The organism is Streptomonospora litoralis (assembly GCF_004323735.1).
GTDB lineage: Bacteria > Actinomycetota > Actinomycetes > Streptosporangiales > Streptosporangiaceae > Streptomonospora > Streptomonospora litoralis.
The window spans coordinates 3738392-3754142 of sequence record NZ_CP036455.1 but is presented as its reverse complement, the minus strand read 5'-3'; the positions used below and the strand labels follow the sequence as shown (position 1 = coordinate 3754142).

Annotated in this window: 11 protein-coding genes; 5 read left to right on the top strand and 6 right to left on the bottom strand. The window is 71.4% G+C overall.

Annotation, left to right across the window (positions count from 1 at the left end):
- The first annotated feature begins 213 nt into the window (after positions 1-213).
- Genes EKD16_RS15785 through EKD16_RS15775 form a run of 3 tightly spaced genes read left to right on the top strand, consistent with a single transcriptional unit; the run spans position 214 to position 3347 of the window.
- Positions 214-1182: a carbohydrate ABC transporter permease gene (locus tag EKD16_RS15785; RefSeq protein WP_131102620.1), complete on the top strand. Its 969-nt coding sequence runs from the start codon at positions 214-216 to the stop codon at positions 1180-1182.
- On the top strand, positions 1172-2044 hold the full coding sequence (locus EKD16_RS15780; protein WP_131099092.1) for a carbohydrate ABC transporter permease: 873 nt from the start codon (positions 1172-1174) through the stop codon (positions 2042-2044). The genes EKD16_RS15785 and EKD16_RS15780 overlap by 11 nt, the downstream gene beginning before the upstream one ends.
- Before the next feature lie 19 nt (positions 2045-2063).
- Positions 2064-3347, top strand: coding sequence for an ABC transporter substrate-binding protein (locus EKD16_RS15775; protein WP_131099091.1), 1284 nt, complete (start codon positions 2064-2066; stop codon positions 3345-3347).
- A gap of 1211 nt (positions 3348-4558) precedes the next feature.
- Here the strand turns inward: EKD16_RS15775 and pgl are convergent.
- From pgl to tkt, 5 genes are all read right to left on the bottom strand, one after another.
- Entirely contained in the window at positions 4559-5341 is a 783-nt protein-coding gene (gene pgl / locus EKD16_RS15770; RefSeq protein ID WP_131099090.1) for a 6-phosphogluconolactonase, read from the bottom strand.
- Positions 5338-6264, bottom strand: coding sequence for a glucose-6-phosphate dehydrogenase assembly protein OpcA (locus EKD16_RS15765; RefSeq protein ID WP_131099089.1), 927 nt, complete (start codon positions 6262-6264; stop codon positions 5338-5340). The genes pgl and EKD16_RS15765 overlap by 4 nt, the downstream gene beginning before the upstream one ends.
- 73 nt (positions 6265-6337) lie before the next feature.
- Entirely contained in the window at positions 6338-7867 is a 1530-nt protein-coding gene (zwf, locus tag EKD16_RS15760) for a glucose-6-phosphate dehydrogenase (RefSeq protein ID WP_131099088.1), read from the bottom strand.
- A 186-nt stretch (positions 7868-8053) separates the two neighbouring features.
- Positions 8054-9160 (bottom strand): transaldolase, encoded by a 1107-nt coding sequence (gene tal / locus EKD16_RS15755; RefSeq protein WP_131099087.1) that lies wholly within the window; start codon positions 9158-9160, stop codon positions 8054-8056.
- Between the two features lie 125 nt (positions 9161-9285).
- A complete protein-coding gene (gene tkt, locus EKD16_RS15750) occupies positions 9286-11406 on the bottom strand; it encodes a transketolase (RefSeq protein ID WP_131099086.1) in 2121 nt (706 codons plus the stop codon).
- Between the two features lie 637 nt (positions 11407-12043).
- Here tkt and EKD16_RS15745 point away from each other — a divergent pair.
- Both EKD16_RS15745 and EKD16_RS15740 read left to right on the top strand, forming a co-directional pair.
- Complete coding sequence (locus tag EKD16_RS15745; RefSeq protein ID WP_131099085.1) at positions 12044-13048, top strand: heme o synthase; 1005 nt, start codon at positions 12044-12046, stop codon at positions 13046-13048.
- A gap of 157 nt (positions 13049-13205) precedes the next feature.
- Positions 13206-14567: a PrsW family intramembrane metalloprotease gene (locus tag EKD16_RS15740; protein ID WP_131099084.1), complete on the top strand. Its 1362-nt coding sequence runs from the start codon at positions 13206-13208 to the stop codon at positions 14565-14567.
- Here EKD16_RS15740 and EKD16_RS15735 read toward each other — a convergent pair.
- Positions 14509-15579, bottom strand: a complete 1071-nt coding sequence (locus EKD16_RS15735; RefSeq protein WP_131099083.1) for a COX15/CtaA family protein — start codon at positions 15577-15579, stop codon at positions 14509-14511. The two genes, EKD16_RS15740 and EKD16_RS15735, sit on opposite strands and share 59 nt — an antisense overlap.
- Positions 15580-15751 lie beyond the last annotated feature (172 nt).

Genomic DNA, 15751 nt, shown 5'->3' with positions numbered 1-15751 from the left:
AACCGTTCATCCGCATTATGGATAGCGCTTACCAATACCAGCCCGGTCGGAAGGAGCCCGCCCAGTGCCGCCCCGGCGCTCGGCGGCCGCCCATCCGCACACCCGCCTCCCTGGCTGATTGAGGACGGTGGAGCCCATGCACACTCGACGAACGGCCGCCCCCGAGCTCTGCGGGCGGTGCCGCTTGCGCATCCGCGGGGATGAGACCGCGTGATGGGGGTGACCCGCGAGCGCGCCGCACCCGAAGAGGAGCTCGCCGAAACCGCTGCCCGGCCGCCGCGAGGGCGCCCGCGCCGCCGCATCGGCCGCCGCAGCCGTGACGGGTTGGCCGCCTACCTGTTCCTGACGCCCTGGTTCGCCGGCCTGTTGTTCATCACGATCGGCCCGATCCTGGCCTCGCTTTACTTCTCCTTCACCGACTACACCCTCATCGGCGATCCGCAGTGGGTGGGCCTGGAGAACTACGCGACGATGCTCACCGACGAGCGGCTGCACTCCTCGCTCGGGGTGACCTTCACTTACGTCTTCGTCTCGGTGCCGCTGCAGCTGGCGATGGCGCTGGCGCTGGCGATGATCCTGGACCGCGGCGTCCGCGGCCTGGCCATCTACCGGTCGGTGTACTATCTGCCCTCGCTGCTCGGCAGCAGCGTCGCCATCGCGATCCTGTGGCGGCGCGTCTTCGGCGCCGACGGCCTCATCAACCAGCTGCTCGCCTTCTTCGGCATCGACGCCCCGGGCTGGGTCTCCCATCCCGACTACGCGCTGGGCACCCTCATCGTGCTGAACGTGTGGACCTTCGGCGCGCCCATGGTCATCTTCCTCGCCGGCCTGCGCCAGATCCCGCGCATGTACTACGAGGCCGCCGCGGTCGACGGCGCCAGTTCGATCCGCCAGTTCTTCTCGGTGACCGTGCCGCTGCTGACCCCGATCATCTTCTTCAACCTGGTGCTGCAGATGATCAACGCGTTCCAGACCTTCACCCAGGCCTTCATCGTCAGCAGCGGGACCGGAGGACCCTCCGACTCGACGCTGTTCTACACGCTGTACCTCTACCAGAGCGGCTTCGGCTCCTTCGAGATGGGCTACGCCTCGGCCATGGCCTGGCTGCTGCTGGTGATCATCGGCGGCTTCACGGCCGTGAACTTCCTCGCCTCCAAGTACTGGGTCTTCTATGGTGACTAAGACGCCCACCCCCGGCGCCACGAAGGAGAAGGAGACCGACCAGCGTCGGCGCTTCCTCACCCATGTGGGGCTGATCGGCTTCGGGCTGATCATGCTCTATCCGCTGCTGTGGATGATCTCCAGCTCGTTCAAGCCCACCGCGGAGATCTTCAGCGACCCCAGCCTCATCCCGGAGACCTTCGTCCCGGGCAACTACACCGAGGGCTGGACCGCGCTGCAGTTCCCCTTCCACCACTACATCTGGAACTCGCTGATCGTGGTGGGCGGATCGATCATCGGCAACCTGCTGGCCTGCTCGATGGCGGCCTACGCGTTCGCGCGGCTGGAGTTCCGCGGCAAGCGGCTGTTCTTCGCGATCATGCTGATGACGATCATGCTGCCGATCCACGTGGTCATCGTGCCGCAGTACATCCTGTTCTCGAACCTGGACTGGATCAACACCTTCTGGCCGCTGATCGTGCCCAAACTGCTGGCCACCGACGGGTTCTTCGTCTTCCTCATGGTGCAGTTCATCCGCGGGCTGCCCCGCGACCTGGACGAGGCTGCGCGCATCGACGGCTGCGGCCACGCCCGCATCTTCCTGCGCATCGTGCTGCCGCTGTCCACGCCGGCGCTGGCCACCACCGCGATCTTCACCTTCATCTGGGTCTGGAACGACTTCTTCAGCCAGTTGATCTTCCTGACGGACCCGGAGATGTACACCGTTCCCATCGCCCTTCGGACGTTCGTGGACTCCCAGAGCCAGACCTCGTGGGGCCCGCTTTTCGCGATGTCGGCGATCGCGCTCGGCCCGATCTTCGGCTTCTTCCTCGCCGGGCAGCGCTACCTCGTGCGCGGCATCGCCACCACCGGAATCAAGTGATTCGAAAGGAACCGGACCTATGCGCAAAGGGCTCAAGCCGGCGGCGGGCGTCGCCGCTCTGGTGCTGGCCGCGACCGCCTGCGGGGGAGGCGGATCCCAAAACGAGACCGTCGAGCTGCGCTTCTCCTGGTGGGGCGCCGACGACCGGCACTCCACCACCCAGGAGGTGATCAAGCGCTTCGAGGAGGCCCACCCCGACATCAACGTGACCGGTGAGTACACCGACTGGTCGAGCTACTGGGACCGGCTGGCCACCAACGCCGCCGCCAACGACGCCCCCGACATCATGACCCAGGAGGAGCGCTACCTGCGCGAGTACGCCGAGCGCGGCGCCCTGCTGGACCTCAACGAGGTCTCCGACCAGCTCGACACCTCCAAGCTGGACGAACTCGTGATGGGCGGCGGCGAGCTGAACGGCGCCCGGTACGCCGTGCCCACGGGCGTCAACGCGTTCACGATCATGGCCGACCCCCAGGCCTTCGAGGAGGCCGGGGTCGAGATGCCCGACGACGAGACCTGGACGTGGCAGGACTACGTCGATATCTCCGCCCGGATCACGGAGGGCACCGACGGCGAGATCGTCGGCACCCAGACGCCCGGCTTCAACGAGCAGTCCTTCCAGATCTACGCCCGCCAACGCGAGCAGGCGCTCTACGACGCCGAGGGTGCGCTGAACTTCGACCAGAGCACCATGACCGAGTACTGGGAGCACATCAAGAGCCTGCACGAGGAGAACGGCGCGCCCGGCGCCGCCAAGAGCGTCGAGCTGGAGTCCGGCGGCCCCGACCAGTCGGTGCTGGCCGATAACTCCGGTGCCATGGCGGCCTTCTGGACCAACCAGCTGGGCACCATGGAGGAGACGTCCGGCCGGGACCTGGAACTGCTGCGCTTCCCCGGTGAGAGCGCCAGCGCCCAGGCCGGCACGTTCTTCAAGCCCGCGATGTTCTACTCCATCTCCGCCGGTACCGAGCACCCGGAGGAGGCCGCGACGTTCGTCGACTTCCTGCTCAACGACAAGAAGGCCGCCGAGCTGATCCTCGCCGACCGCGGCCTGCCCGCCAACACCGATCTGCGCGAGCAGTTGATGGACCAGCTGCCCGAGGCCGACGCGGAGAGCGCCGAGTTCCTCAACGAGATCGAAGGCGACGTCGCGGGCGCCGTCCCGCCGCCGCCCATCGGCGCCGGGGATGTCGTCGACATCACCATGCGCATCAACGAGGACCTGATGTTCGGCGAGATCACTCCCGAAGAGGCGTCGCAGCGGTGGATGTCGGAGGTGAAGAAGGCCACCGGCGGCGAGTGACCCCCTCCCACTCGCCCGAACGGCGCCCGCGCCCCCGTCAGGGGTGCGGGCGCCGGCCTGTGCCCGGGGCTCGAAGATCCTGCCCGCCCGGCGCGCGGGCGGAGCGGACTCCGGCTGAAGCCGGCTAAGCCGTGATGGAGAAGTGCCGGTCCGGCTGCCATGGGCGGCCGGGCCGTGCGGCTTGGATCCGCTGCGCAGACTTGCCCTGGCCCCGCCCCCGGCCGGGCGGCGGGTTGATTGACGGCGGCGGGTTGATCGACCGGGAGCAGCGGGCGCCGGGGAGGGTGGCGGGCCGGGGCCCGCGGTCGAGGAAGCGGGGACCGCCGGTAGCGGTGCCTGGGGAGGGGCGGGTCGGGTCTGCTGTGGTGCGGCCTTGTTGGTCTGCCGGGTGATGGTGACCTGACGGGGAACGACGGGCAGCGAGGACGGCGCCGGGTCCGGCCCTGCAGACAGACTCGGCGCGGCTTGGCCCGTCTATCGCGAACTTATGGTCGCAGGAAAGCGTGTTCCGCGGCCATAAGTTCGCGATCATCGCCGGATGGACCGGCATAGGGGACATACCGGCGCCGGCGGGCCGGCTGGGTGTCGCCGTGTCCCCTACCGGGACCGCACAGGGTGGAGACCGCGCGGCGGGGCGCGGTCGCGGGCGCCCGCGCGGCCCGGTGGTGCGCCGGATCGGGGTTCGGGGGGCGACGACGCGTCGCTCGTGGCGCCCGGGTGTGGCCGCCGGGAGTCCCCCGATGGGGTGGACTTTTGGGGGGCTATGCCCGTTTTGCGGGCGGTCTCGGCGGGCGCGGCGGCCACGAGGTGCACGAAAAGTTGATGTCGGGGGCGTTTTCGTGCCATTCGGCGCGTGTCGTGCGCCGTCGCCGCCGTGACGCGGCTGCCGGCCCACCGGGAATTCGGGCATTGATGGGCAAAACACCCCGCTTTCTTTCGAATAGCGGAATGATGGTGTGAGGGTGGTACCTCGGGGCGGCGCCGAGACCGCCGCACGTACGTGCATCTCGTGCCCCTACCCGGCCGCATGAAAGCCGACCCGGCCCCTCCGGCGTCGTCGCCGCCCCGTCGGGTGCTCAACCGGCGGTCACCCGACCCGGTGACCGCGGGCCCGGCCGTCCGCCACCGTCGCCGCCGCTTTTCAGTCAAGTCCACCCGTCGCCCGGCAGACCAACAAGGCCGCACAGCAGACCGGCGTTCTTAAACACGGCTTAGAGCTGCCCCGGCGCCGCGATGCCCTCGGGCAGGCGGGCCGCGGCGTCGCGGTCGAGCAGGAACAGGGTGCGGCTGCGGCCGCGCACCCCGGCGGCCGGGATCTGAGTGGGCCCCGCCCCGCTGAGGGCGAGGCGGACGGCGTCGGCCTTGCCCTCGCCGGAGGCGATGAGCCACACCTCGCGCGCCGCGCCGATCGCCGGGAAGGTCAGCGAGATTCTGGTCGGCGGCGGCTTGGGCGCGCCGTGCACCGCAACCGCCGTGCGCTCCTGCTCGTACAGTGCGGGCTGCTCGGGAAACAGCGAGGCGACGTGGGCGTCGGGGCCGATGCCCAGCATGCACACGTCGAAGGAGGGCGCGTCGGCGTGGTCCTCGGGTCGGGCGGCGCGGGCCAGTTCGGCCGCGTAGCGTTCCGCCGCCCGTTCGGGGTCGGCGCCGTCCGGGCCGTCGGAGGCCGGCATCGGATGCACCCGGTCGGGGTCCGCTCCGATGTGGTCCAGCAGGGCCGAGCGCGCCTGCGTCTCGTTGCGCTCGGAGTCGCCGGCGGGCAGGAAGCGCTCGTCGCCCCACCACACGTCGAGACGCCGCCAGTCCACGGCGTCGCGGGCGGGAGCGCGGGCCAGCTCGGCCAGCACCGCAATGCCGATGCCGCCGCCGGTGAGCACGATGGAGGCGCTGCCGCGCGCCGACTGCGCGTCGACCAGGCGCGTGACGGCGCGCGCCGCGGTCGCCTTGGCCAGCAGTGAGGAGTCGTGGTGCACGACCGCGCTGGGGGCGCTCATACCGGCTCCTCGGCGCGGTCCAGCTTGCGGGCCATGTGCTTGGCGGTGCGCTCGTACATCTCGTCGGCGTCCAGCCGCCGCAGCTCCTCGGCCAGCGATTCCGCAGCCCGGCGGCGGGCGAGGGCCACCGACTGGGTCGGCTGGTCGAACCGCGAGAGGGTGGCGACCCGGCCGTCCTTGCGCTGCAGGGAGATGTCGCCCTCCTCGGTGATCAGCCGGGCGCCGGTGATACCCGGCCCGTTGGACAGGATGCGCTCCGCTTGCACGTCCAACTGCTCGGACAGCCAGGCGGCCAGCAGGTCGGCGCTGGGATAGTGGTCCTCGCCGGCGACCTCGGCGGACTCCACCCAGCCGCAGGGCTGGTCCATCGTGCTGGCCAGCAGGGAGCGCCACGGGGTCAGCCGCGTCCAGGTCAGGTCGGTGTCGCCGGGTTCGTAGTTGCGGATGCGGCCGAGCAGGTCGGCGACCGGGTCGGCGGCGCGCAGCGCGTCGGTGATGCGGCGGTGGGCCAGTCGCCCGACCGGGTCGGCGGCCGGGTGCTCCGGTCCGGTGCCCGGCCACCAGGCCACGACGGGCGTGTCGGGTACCAGCAGCGGCGTCACCACCGACCCCGGGTGCTCGCCCAGAGCGCCGTAGAGGCGCAGCAGGACGGCCTCGCCGGGCCCCGATGTGCCGGGGCGGCGGATCTCGGCGTCGATGTAGGGCTCGGCCTGCGGGTCGCGGCGGATCAGCGCGAGGATGCGCGAGGGGTGCTCGCGACCCGCCTCGGTGGCGGCCCGCACGGCGTCGTAGTGGTCGGCCTCGTCGGTGACCACGATCAGCGTCAGCACCATGTTCAGTGCGCCGCCGCCGATGCTGTGCCGCTCGGCCGTCAGCGCTTCGGTGATCTCGGAGGTGGTGGTGCGCGGCAGGTACAGCGTCATCGGTGTCGCCTTCCTCGGGGCGTGCGAAGGTGCGGGCGGCGGGTGGGGGCCGCGCACTGGGCGGCCGGGCCGGTCACGGCCGCCTCCACCCGCGGCCGTCGCGCGCGAGCAGCTCGTGGGCCGACGCCGGCCCCCAGGTGCCCGAGCCGTACTGCTCGGGACGGCCCTCCTTGGCCCAGAACTCCTCGACCGGGTCGAGGATCTTCCAGGACAGCTCGACCTCCTCCTGGCGGGGGAACAGCGGCGGGTCGCCGATCAGCACGTCGAGGATGAGGCGCTCGTAGGCCTCCGGGCTGGCCTCGGTGAAGGACTGGCCGTAGGCGAAGTCCATCGTGACGTCGCGGACCTCCATCGCCGCGCCCGGCACCTTGGACCCGAACCGCAGCGTCACGCCCTCGTCGGGCTGGATGCGCAGGACGAGGGCGTTCTGCCCGAGGTCCTCGACGTCGACGGAGCTGAACACCTGGTGCGGCGCCCGCTGGAACACCAGCGCCACCTCGGTGACCCGCCTGCCCAGCCGCTTTCCGGTGCGCAGGTAGAACGGCACGCCCGCCCACCGCCGGCTGCTCACGCCGAGCTTCATCGCCGCGTAGGTCTCGGTGGCGGAGTCGGCGGGGATGCCCTCTTCCTCCAGGTAGCCGGCGACGTGCTCGCCGCCCTGCCAACCCGCGGCGTACTGCCCGCGCGCCGTGCCGGCGGCCAGGTCGGCGGGCAGCTCCACCGCCGAGAGCACCTTCTCCTTCTCGGCGCGGATGGCGTCGGCGCTGAAGGTCACCGGCTCCTCCATGGCCACCAGCGCAAGCAGTTGCAGCAGGTGGTTCTGGATGACGTCGCGGGCGGCCCCGATGCCGTCGTAGTAGCCGGCGCGGCCGCCGACGCCGATGTCCTCGGCCATGGTGATCTGCACGTGGTCGACGTAGTTGCGGTTCCACAGCGGCTCGAAGAGCGTGTTGGCGAACCGCAGCGCCATGATGTTCTGGACGGTCTCCTTGCCCAGGTAGTGGTCGATGCGGAACACCGAGTGGGGTGGGAAGACGTCGTCGACGACCGCGTTGAGCTCCTGGGCGCTCTCCAGGTCGTGGCCGAAGGGCTTCTCGATGATGACGCGCCGCCAGGCGCTGTCCTCGGACTCGGCGAGGTCGGCGCGCTTGAGCTGCTTGACCACGGTCGGGAACAGCTTGGGCGGCAGCGACAGGTAGAACGCGTAATTGCCGCCGGTGCCGCGGTCGGCGTCCAGTTGGCGCACCGTGCGGGCCAGTTCGTCGAACGCGGCGTCGTCGTGCAGTTCGCCGGCCACGAACCGCAGCCCTTCGCTGAGTTGGCGCCACACGTCCTCGCGGAAGGGGGTGCGGGCGTTCTCGCGCACCGCTTTGTGGGCCTGCTCCGCGAAGTCCTGGTCGGCCCAGTCGCGGCGGGCGAAACCCACCAGGCCGAAGCCGGGGGGCAGCATGCCGCGGTTGGCCAGGTCGTAGATCGCGGGGAGCAGCTTCTTCTGGGCGAGGTCGCCCGTCACACCGAACAGTACGAGCACACTGGGGCCGGCGATGCGGGGCAGCCGGCGGTCCAGTTCACTGCGCAACGGGTTCGGGATCGCTCCCGGCATCACCGGTTCTTTCAACGTCGACTCCCGTGTCGTCGTGGTGGCTGTGCGCCGCAGCGGCGGCCCGTGTGCCGGCGGCCGCCCGCAGGGCCGGGCCTGCTGTGCGCCGGATGCCTGTCCGGCGGGTGCCGCCCGGCACCCGCCGGGGCGCCCGTGCGTGGCGCGGCCGAGACCGCGCCCCGCTCGGCCTCAGCTCTGCCGGCCGAGCTGCTCGGAGACCCGCGCGAGCAGGCCCTCCCAGGACTTGGCGAACTTGTCGACGCCCTCGTCCTCCAGGGTGGAGGTCACGTCGTCGTAGTCGATGCCCAGCTTCTTGATCGCCTCCAGGTCCTCGCGGGCCTGGGGGTAGTTGCCGCGCACCGTGTCACCGGTGATGTCGGCGTGGTCGGCGGTCGCCTCCAGCGTGGCCTCGGGCATGGTGTTGACCGTGCCGGGTGCCACCAGCTGGGTGACGTAGCGGGTGTCGTCGTAGGAGGGGTCCTTGACCCCCGTCGACGCCCACAGCGGGCGCTGCGGGGCGGCGCCCGCCGCGGCCAGCGTCTTCCACCGCTCGGAGGAGAACGCCTCCTCGTAGGTCTCGTAGGCCAGGCGGGCATTGGCGATGGCCGCGCGGCCCTTGAGCGCGTCGGCCTCGTCGGTGCCGATCTTCTCCAGCCGCTTGTCGACCTCGGCGTCGACCCGGCTGACGAAGAACGACGCCACCGACTGGATGCGGGAGATGTCGTGGCCGTTCTCGCGGGCCTTCTCCAGCCCGGCCATGAACGCGTCCATGACTGCGCGGTAGCGGTCCAGCGAGAAGATCAGCGTCACGTTGACGCTCACACCCTGCGCCAGCGCCTGCGTGATCGCCGGCAGGCCCTCGGCGGTGGCCGGGATCTTGATGAAGACGTTGGGGCGGTCGACCAGCCACCACAGGTGCAGCGCCTCGGCTACGGTCCGCTCGGTCTCGCGGGCCAGGCGCGGGTCCACCTCCAGCGAGACGCGGCCGTCGATCCGGCCGGTCGACTCGTAGGTGGGGCGCAGCACGTCGGCGGCCCAGCGGATGTCGTAGCCGGTGATGGAGCGCACGGCCTCGTCGACCGACACCTCGCGCCGCGCGAGGTCGCGCAACTGGTCGTCGTAGGCGTCGCTCTCCTTGAGGGCCTTGTCGAAGATGGTCGGGTTGGAGGTGACTCCGACGAGGCTGCGTTCGGTGATGAGCCGGTGGAGATCGCCTGAGCGCAGCCGGTCCCGGCTGAGGTCGTCCAGCCAGACGGCCACGCCCTCGGCTGAGAGTGTCTGCAGTGGGTTCGTCATGGTGCTTCACTCTTCCTCGTTGCGGTGGCCCGCCCGTCAGCGGTGGCTGTGTGCGCCGCGCGGGGCGCGCGGGGAGGGGCCCTGCGTCCTGTGGGCCCCACCCCGGAAAGTCCTTCCCCGCGGAATCAATTCCCGGTGGTCGAGCCCTGCTCGCCGCCGAGCTTGGCGACGCTGGCGTGCACCGCTGCCACTACCCGCTCAGGCGTCAGACCGAACTGCTCGTAAAGGGTGGTGTAGGGCGCAGAGGCGCCGAAGTGCTCCAGGCTGACGGGCTCGCCCGCAGGGCCGATGAACTCGTGCCAGCCCAGCGCGACCCCCGCCTCCACGGAGACCCGCGCCTGCACGGCAGGCGGCAGCACGCTGTTGCGGTAGGCGGCGTCCTGCGCGCGGAACCACTCGACACTGGGCATCGAGACGACGCGCGTGGGCGTGCCCGACTCCTCCAGGGTCTCGCGTGCCTTCAGCGCGATCGCGACCTCGCTGCCGGTGGCGATGATCAGCGCCTCGGGCCGGCCGGTTCCGGCCTCGGCCAGGATGTAGCCGCCCTTGGTCGCGTTCTCCGCCGGCGCCAGTTCGCCCCGGTCCAGCGTGGGCACGTTCTGCCGGGTCAGCGCCAGCGCGGTGGGGCGCTCGGCGTCGGTCAGGATCTTGCGCCAGGCCACCGCGGTCTCGTTGGCGTCGGCCGGGCGCACCACGTCCAGTCCGGGGATGGCGCGCAGCGCCCACAGCTGCTCCACCGGCTGGTGGGTGGGGCCGTCCTCGCCCAGCCCGATGGAGTCGTGGGTCCACACGTAGGTGACCGGCAGGCCCATCAGCGCGGCCAGGCGCACGGCCGGGCGCATGTAGTCGCTGAAGACCAGGAACGTCCCGCCGTAGGGGCGGGTGGGGCCGTGCAGCGCGATGCCGTTCAGGATCGAGCCCATGCCGTGCTCGCGGATGCCGAAGTGCAGCACCCTGCCGAAGCGGTTGCCCGAGAACGCCTTGGTCGAGTACTCCTCCGGGATGAAGGACGGCTCGCCCTTGGGGGTGGTGTTGTTGGATCCGGCCAGGTCGGCCGAGCCGCCCCACAGCTCCGGCAGCACCGGCGCGATGGCGCTGAGCACCTCGCCGCTGGCCTTGCGGGTGGCGACGCCCTTCTCGTCGGCGTCGAAGACCGGCAGCGCCTTCTCCCAGTCCTCGGGCAGTCGGCCCGCCTGCAGCCGGTCGAACAGCTCGGCGCGTTCGCCGGCGGCGCCGCGCCAGTCGGCGAGGGACCGCTCCCACTCGGTGCGCGCCGCGCGGCCGCGCTCCACGGCGCCGCGGGTGTGCTCCAGCACGTCCTCGGGCACGTGGAAGGTCAGTGCCGGGTCCAGGCCCAGTTCCCGCTTGGTGGCGGCGACCTCGTCGGCGCCCATCGCCGCGCCGTGGACCGCGCCGGTGTTCTGCTTGTTGGGGGAGGGCCAGCCGATGATGGTGCGCAGCCGGATGAACGAGGGGCGCTCCGTCTCGGCACGGGCGGCCTGTACCGCCCGGTGCAGCGCCTCCACGTCCTCCCGGTAGGAGCCGCCGGCCATCCAGTCGACCTCCTGGACGTGCCAGCCGTAGGCGGTGTAGCGGGCCGAGACGTCCTCGGAGAACGCGATCTGGGTGTCGTCCTCGATGGAGATGTGGTTGTCGTCGTAGATCAGGACCAGGTTGCCCAGCTTCTGGGTGCCCGCCAGCGCACTGGCCTCGTGGCTGACGCCCTCCTGGACGTCGCCGTCGGAGCAGACGGCGTAGACGTGGTGGTCGAAGGGGCTGTCGCCCGGCGCCGACTCGGGGTCGAACAGCCCGCGCTCGCGGCGCGCCGCCATGGCCATGCCGACGGCGTTGCCGATGCCCTGGCCCAGCGGGCCGGTGGTGGTCTCGACGCCGGGTGTGTGGCCGACCTCGGGGTGGCCGGGGGTGAGGCTGTCCCACTGGCGCAGCCGCTTCAGCTCGTCCAGGGTCAGGCCGTAGCCGGCCAGGTAGAGCTGGATGTAGAGGGTGAGGCTGGAGTGGCCGCAGGAGAGTACGAAGCGGTCGCGGCCGACCCAGGAGGGCTCGCCGGGGTCGTGCCGCATGATCTTCTGGAACAGCAGGTAGGCCGCCGGAGCGAGGCTCATCGCGGTGCCGGGGTGGCCGGAGCCCGCCTCCTCGACCGCGTCCATTGCGAGGGCGCGGACCGCGTCGACCGCGCGCCGGTCCTGCTCCGACCACTCAAGGGACTTCGAGGTGTCGTTCTTCACGCGGGCTCAGGGCTCCTTTCGCGCATCCCGCGGACCCGGGCAGGCGTCGCCCGGGGTCGCGAATGTGGTTGGTCCAGGGTCGCGGTGGCCTGATCCCGCGGGTGCCGGCGCACAGGCGTCGAGGGAGGGGCCGCCGGGCCGACGGCACCGCGCGGCGGCCCGGGCGGGGACCGGGATACGTCCGCCGGAGGTGGCACGTGCGACCGTAGGCGAGCCTATCGCCCCCCGGCTCCGGGGCCTATGTCCGACACGTCTCATCGCGGGTGTCCGCAGGTCGCGGCCGGTTCCGGAGTGCGTGGCGGCTGTGCGCAGCGGTGCCGGGTGTGCGACCCTGCATCCACACTGCGGTGCGGACCGGCGCCGCCGCGGCGCGCCGGTCCGGACGGCCCGGCGGAGCTGTTCGGGCAGGCCCGGCGCATGGGGCACCCCGTCGGAAGGCGCCCGCGGCAAGTACTACAGTATGTCGTTGACGGGGTTGTCCTCGAAAGCGGTGCTCCCGCCGGTACGGACAGGTCCCCGCTGTGGCGAGCAGAGCAGACCCCCGAGTTCCGTTGAGGTTGAGCGTGTCAGTGTCCGGAATGCGGAAGTCCCCCGAATCCACGGTGCCCGGGGCCGGGCCGACCGCGCGGCGGTACTGATGGCGCTGACGGACGGTTCCCCACACCAGGCGCCGCACAGCGGCCCCGCCTCGGCGAACCCCGCGGCCGAGGAGGACTCCGCCCGACCCCCCGGCTCCGCCGGCGCGGCGTTCATGGCCGGTGTGCGGGCCTACGCCGCCCTGTCCAAGCCGCGCGTCATCGAACTGCTGCTGATCACCACCATTCCGGTGATGTTCGTCGCGGCCTCGGGGGTCCCGCCGCTGGGTACCGCCGTGGCCACCCTGGTCTTCGGCACCATGTCGGCGGCCAGCGCGAACGCGATCAACTGCTTCCTCGACCGCGACATCGACCAGGAGATGCGCCGCACCCGGCGCCGGCCGGTCGCGATGGCCCGCGTCACGCCGCGCGGGGCGATGATCTACGGGCTGGTGCTGGCGATCGGCTCCACCGCCGGGTTCGCGCTGCTGGTCAACCTGCTCTCGGCGGCCCTGTCGGCCTTCGCGATCCTGTTCTACATTTTCGTCTACACCATGCTGCTCAAGCGGCGCACCGCGCAGAACGTGGTGTGGGGCGGCATCGCCGGATGCATGCCGGTGCTGATCGGCTGGAGCGCGATCACCGACCGGCTGGACTGGGCGCCCTTCGTGCTGTTCCTGGTGGTGTTCTTCTGGACCCCGCCGCACACCTGGGCGCTGGCCATGCGCTACCGCGAGGACTACGCGGCCGCCAAGGTGCCGATGCTGCCGGTGGTGGCCACCGAGCGCCGGGTGCTGCTGGAGTGCGTGCTCTACAGCTGGGCGACGGTGGTGACGTCGCTGCTGCTGTGGCCCGTCGCCCAGACGACGCTGCTCTACCCGGCGGTGGCCCTGGTGCTGGGAGCGCTGCTGCTCGTGCAGGCCCACCGCCTGCTGGCGCGGGTTCGCGCGGGTGCCACGGGTGCGAGGCTGCCGACGATGGGCTTCTTCCATCTGTCCAACGCCTACCTCGCGCTCCTCTTCTGCGCCGTGACCGTCGACCCGCTGCTCGCCGGACTGCTGGGCTGAGGCCCGCACGGCCCCGCAGCCGTCAACCGCAGGCGGTGGCCGGTAGTGGCCGCCGCCTGCCGCACTGGGAGCAACCCCCCGTACAGCGGCGATTCCGCAGACGACCGAGCGTTCCGTGATTCCAGCGCACCGGCGCCAACCACTACGATCAGAGGCCATGCCCGCACTAGACGCCAAAGCCATCCTGGAGGGGCGCAAGCCCGGCCGCCGCTCCGTGGGACTCACCATCGGAATCGTCGTCAGCGTGCTCTGCATGCTGGCCATGTTCGCCTACCTGCTGTGGTCGGGCCTGGCCGGCGGCGGCGTCGCCGGTGTCGTGGGGTTTTTGATCAGCCTGTTCGCCGCGATCATCCCGGTGGCGATCCTGGTGCCCCTCATCCTGACGCTGGACCGGCTCGAACCGGAGCCGGGCCTGGTGCTGATCTTCGCGTTCCTGTGGGGTGCGGGGGTCGCCGTGGTGGTCTCCTTCATCCTCAACACGGCGGGCATGCAGTTGGTAGCGGTGCCGGTGTTCGGGCAGTCGATGGGCGACTTCATCTCGACGGCGGTGGGCGCTCCGCTGGTGGAGGAGAGCGCCAAGGGCGCGGTCCTGCTCATCCTGCTGTGGCGGCGCCGCTACGAGATCGACTCGCTGACCGACGGCGTCATCTACGGGGCGATGGTCGCCACCGGCTTCGCCTTCACCGAGAACATCCTCTACTTCCTCAGCTCCTACTTGAGCGAGGGCGCGTTCGGGCTGGGCTTCACCTTCGTGCTGCGCGGCCTGATCTCCCCGTTCGGCCACCCGCTCTACACCGCGATGATCGGTATCGGCGTCGCCTACGCCGCCATCAACCGCGGCGGCGGGCGGCTGTTCGCGCCTGTGCTGGGCTGGTTGGGCGCGGTGGTGCTGCACGGGCTGTGGAACGCCTCCACCGCGTTCGGCTGGATCGGTTTCGGCGTCGCCTACCTGGTGCTGTTCTTCGTACTGGTGTCGATCATCGTGCTGGCCGCTCAGGACCGCCGCCGCCAGGTGGCCGCGATCGCGCACTTCCTGCCGCCTTACGTGCCGACCGGCCTGGTGACCCCGGCGGACGTGCGGATGCTCAGCTCCATACCGGGCCGCCGGCAGGCGCGCACATGGGCCCAGCGCAACGCGGGCCAGAGCGGGCGCAAGGCCATGCAGGACTACCAGCTCGCCGCAACCGAGCTTGCGTTGCTGCACCAGCGCCTGGCCCGCGGAGTCGCCCGGCCCGCGTGGGAGGAGCGGCGGGACAGCTTCCTCGCGCTGATGCACGCGGCGCGCACCACCTTCCTCGGCCGGATGCAGCAGCCGGTCGCGCCGGCCTGGGCGCCCGCGGTGACCGATTCCGGATTCCTGCAGCGCGCCGACTTCGCCCACGTGATCGCCCAGGCCCAGCAGCAGCGCGCCGCCCAGCAGCCTCCTCCGGCGCCGGGCACTCCCGGCGGCGCGTCGCCGGCTACTCCCGGGCAGCCGCCGAACCCTCCCCAGCAGCCGGGGCAGCCGCCGCGCTGGTGAGCGGGACCCGTTCGGCGGTGGCGAAGTAGGTGCGCAGGATGGCCACCCACACCAGGCCCGAACCCAGCACGTGCAGCACGACCAGCCATTCGGGCAGGCCGAGCAGGTACTGGGTGTAGCCCACGACGCCCTGGCCGAGCACGGCCGCCAGCAGCAGCCAGGCGGCCGTGCGCAGCGCGGCGGGCGCGGGACGCAGCGCGGTGGCCGCCGCCAGCACCGCCGAGCCCAGCAGTACCGCCCAGGCCAGTGCGGAATGCACGCGGGCCACGGTGACCATGTCGAAGGACCAGCGCTGGGCCTCGGCGTCGCCGCCGTGCGGGCCGGTTCCGGTGACCACGGTCCCGGCCACGAGCAGGGCGAACCCGAGCGGCACCAGCGCGGTGGCCAGCAGCCGCACCGGCCGCGGCGCCGTCGGGCGCAGCCGCCCGCGGGGCTCCCGGCAGCGCACGTAGTAGGCCACGGCCACGATCACGACGAGCATCGACAGCAGGAAATGCGCCGCTACCGAGGCGGGGTGGAGGCCGCTCCACACGGTGATGCCGCCGACGACGGCCTGCCCCAGGACGCCGAGGGGAATGATCGTCGCGTAGACGAGCAGGTCGCGGCGGCGCGGCCGCAGGCGCAGCGTGGCGACGAAGACGATGACGCCCACGGCCAGCACCAGGAAAGTCAGCGTGCGGTTGCCGAACTCGATCGCGGCGTTGATGGCGCTGTGCCCGGTGTCGACGGGGACGAAGCTCTCCTCGGTGCAGCGGGGCCACTCCGAGCAGCCCAGTCCCGACTGGGTCACCCGCACGGTCGCCCCGGTCACCGCGATGCCGACGTTGACCACGATGTTGCCCAGCCCCCACCAGCGCAGCGCGGCGGTGTCGGGCCGCCACACGGTGCGGGCCAGCAGCGCCAGTACGGCGATCCCGAGCACGGCCAGCGCGATCTGCCACGCCCAGAGGGGAAGGTTGAGCAGTTGGATGTCCTCGGCCGTGTAAGGTGCCGGAGCTGGGAGACCACGCATACGACAGACTGTAGTACCTGGCTGGAGGGGTCGGGCACCGGGTGGTGGCGGTATGCGGTCGGCTCGGCCGAGCCGACCGGACACGGGTCACGAAACGCTTGCCTATCCGAGCCGCGGTCGTAGATTGGGGAAAGGAACGCGTTCGACGTGGTCGGCGACCCCGTGCGCCGCC

Excerpts from the sequence above, each read along its gene's own strand:
- EKD16_RS15785 (WP_131102620.1), top strand. The coding sequence starts at position 214 with ATGGGGGTGACCCGCGAGCGCGCCGCACCCGAAGAGGAGCTCGCCGAA.
- EKD16_RS15780 (WP_131099092.1), top strand. The coding sequence starts at position 1,172 with ATGGTGACTAAGACGCCCACCCCCGGCGCCACGAAGGAGAAGGAGACC.
- EKD16_RS15775 (WP_131099091.1), top strand. The coding sequence starts at position 2,064 with ATGCGCAAAGGGCTCAAGCCGGCGGCGGGCGTCGCCGCTCTGGTGCTG.
- pgl (WP_131099090.1), bottom strand. The coding sequence starts at position 5,341 with ATGAGCGCCCCCAGCGCGGTCGTGCACCACGACTCCTCACTGCTGGCC.
- EKD16_RS15765 (WP_131099089.1), bottom strand. The coding sequence starts at position 6,264 with ATGACGCTGTACCTGCCGCGCACCACCACCTCCGAGATCACCGAAGCG.
- zwf (WP_131099088.1), bottom strand. The coding sequence starts at position 7,867 with ATGCCGGGAGCGATCCCGAACCCGTTGCGCAGTGAACTGGACCGCCGG.
- tal (WP_131099087.1), bottom strand. The coding sequence starts at position 9,160 with ATGACGAACCCACTGCAGACACTCTCAGCCGAGGGCGTGGCCGTCTGG.
- EKD16_RS15745 (WP_131099085.1), top strand. The coding sequence starts at position 12,044 with ATGGCGCTGACGGACGGTTCCCCACACCAGGCGCCGCACAGCGGCCCC.
- EKD16_RS15740 (WP_131099084.1), top strand. The coding sequence starts at position 13,206 with ATGCCCGCACTAGACGCCAAAGCCATCCTGGAGGGGCGCAAGCCCGGC.
- EKD16_RS15735 (WP_131099083.1), bottom strand. The coding sequence starts at position 15,579 with ATGCGTGGTCTCCCAGCTCCGGCACCTTACACGGCCGAGGACATCCAA.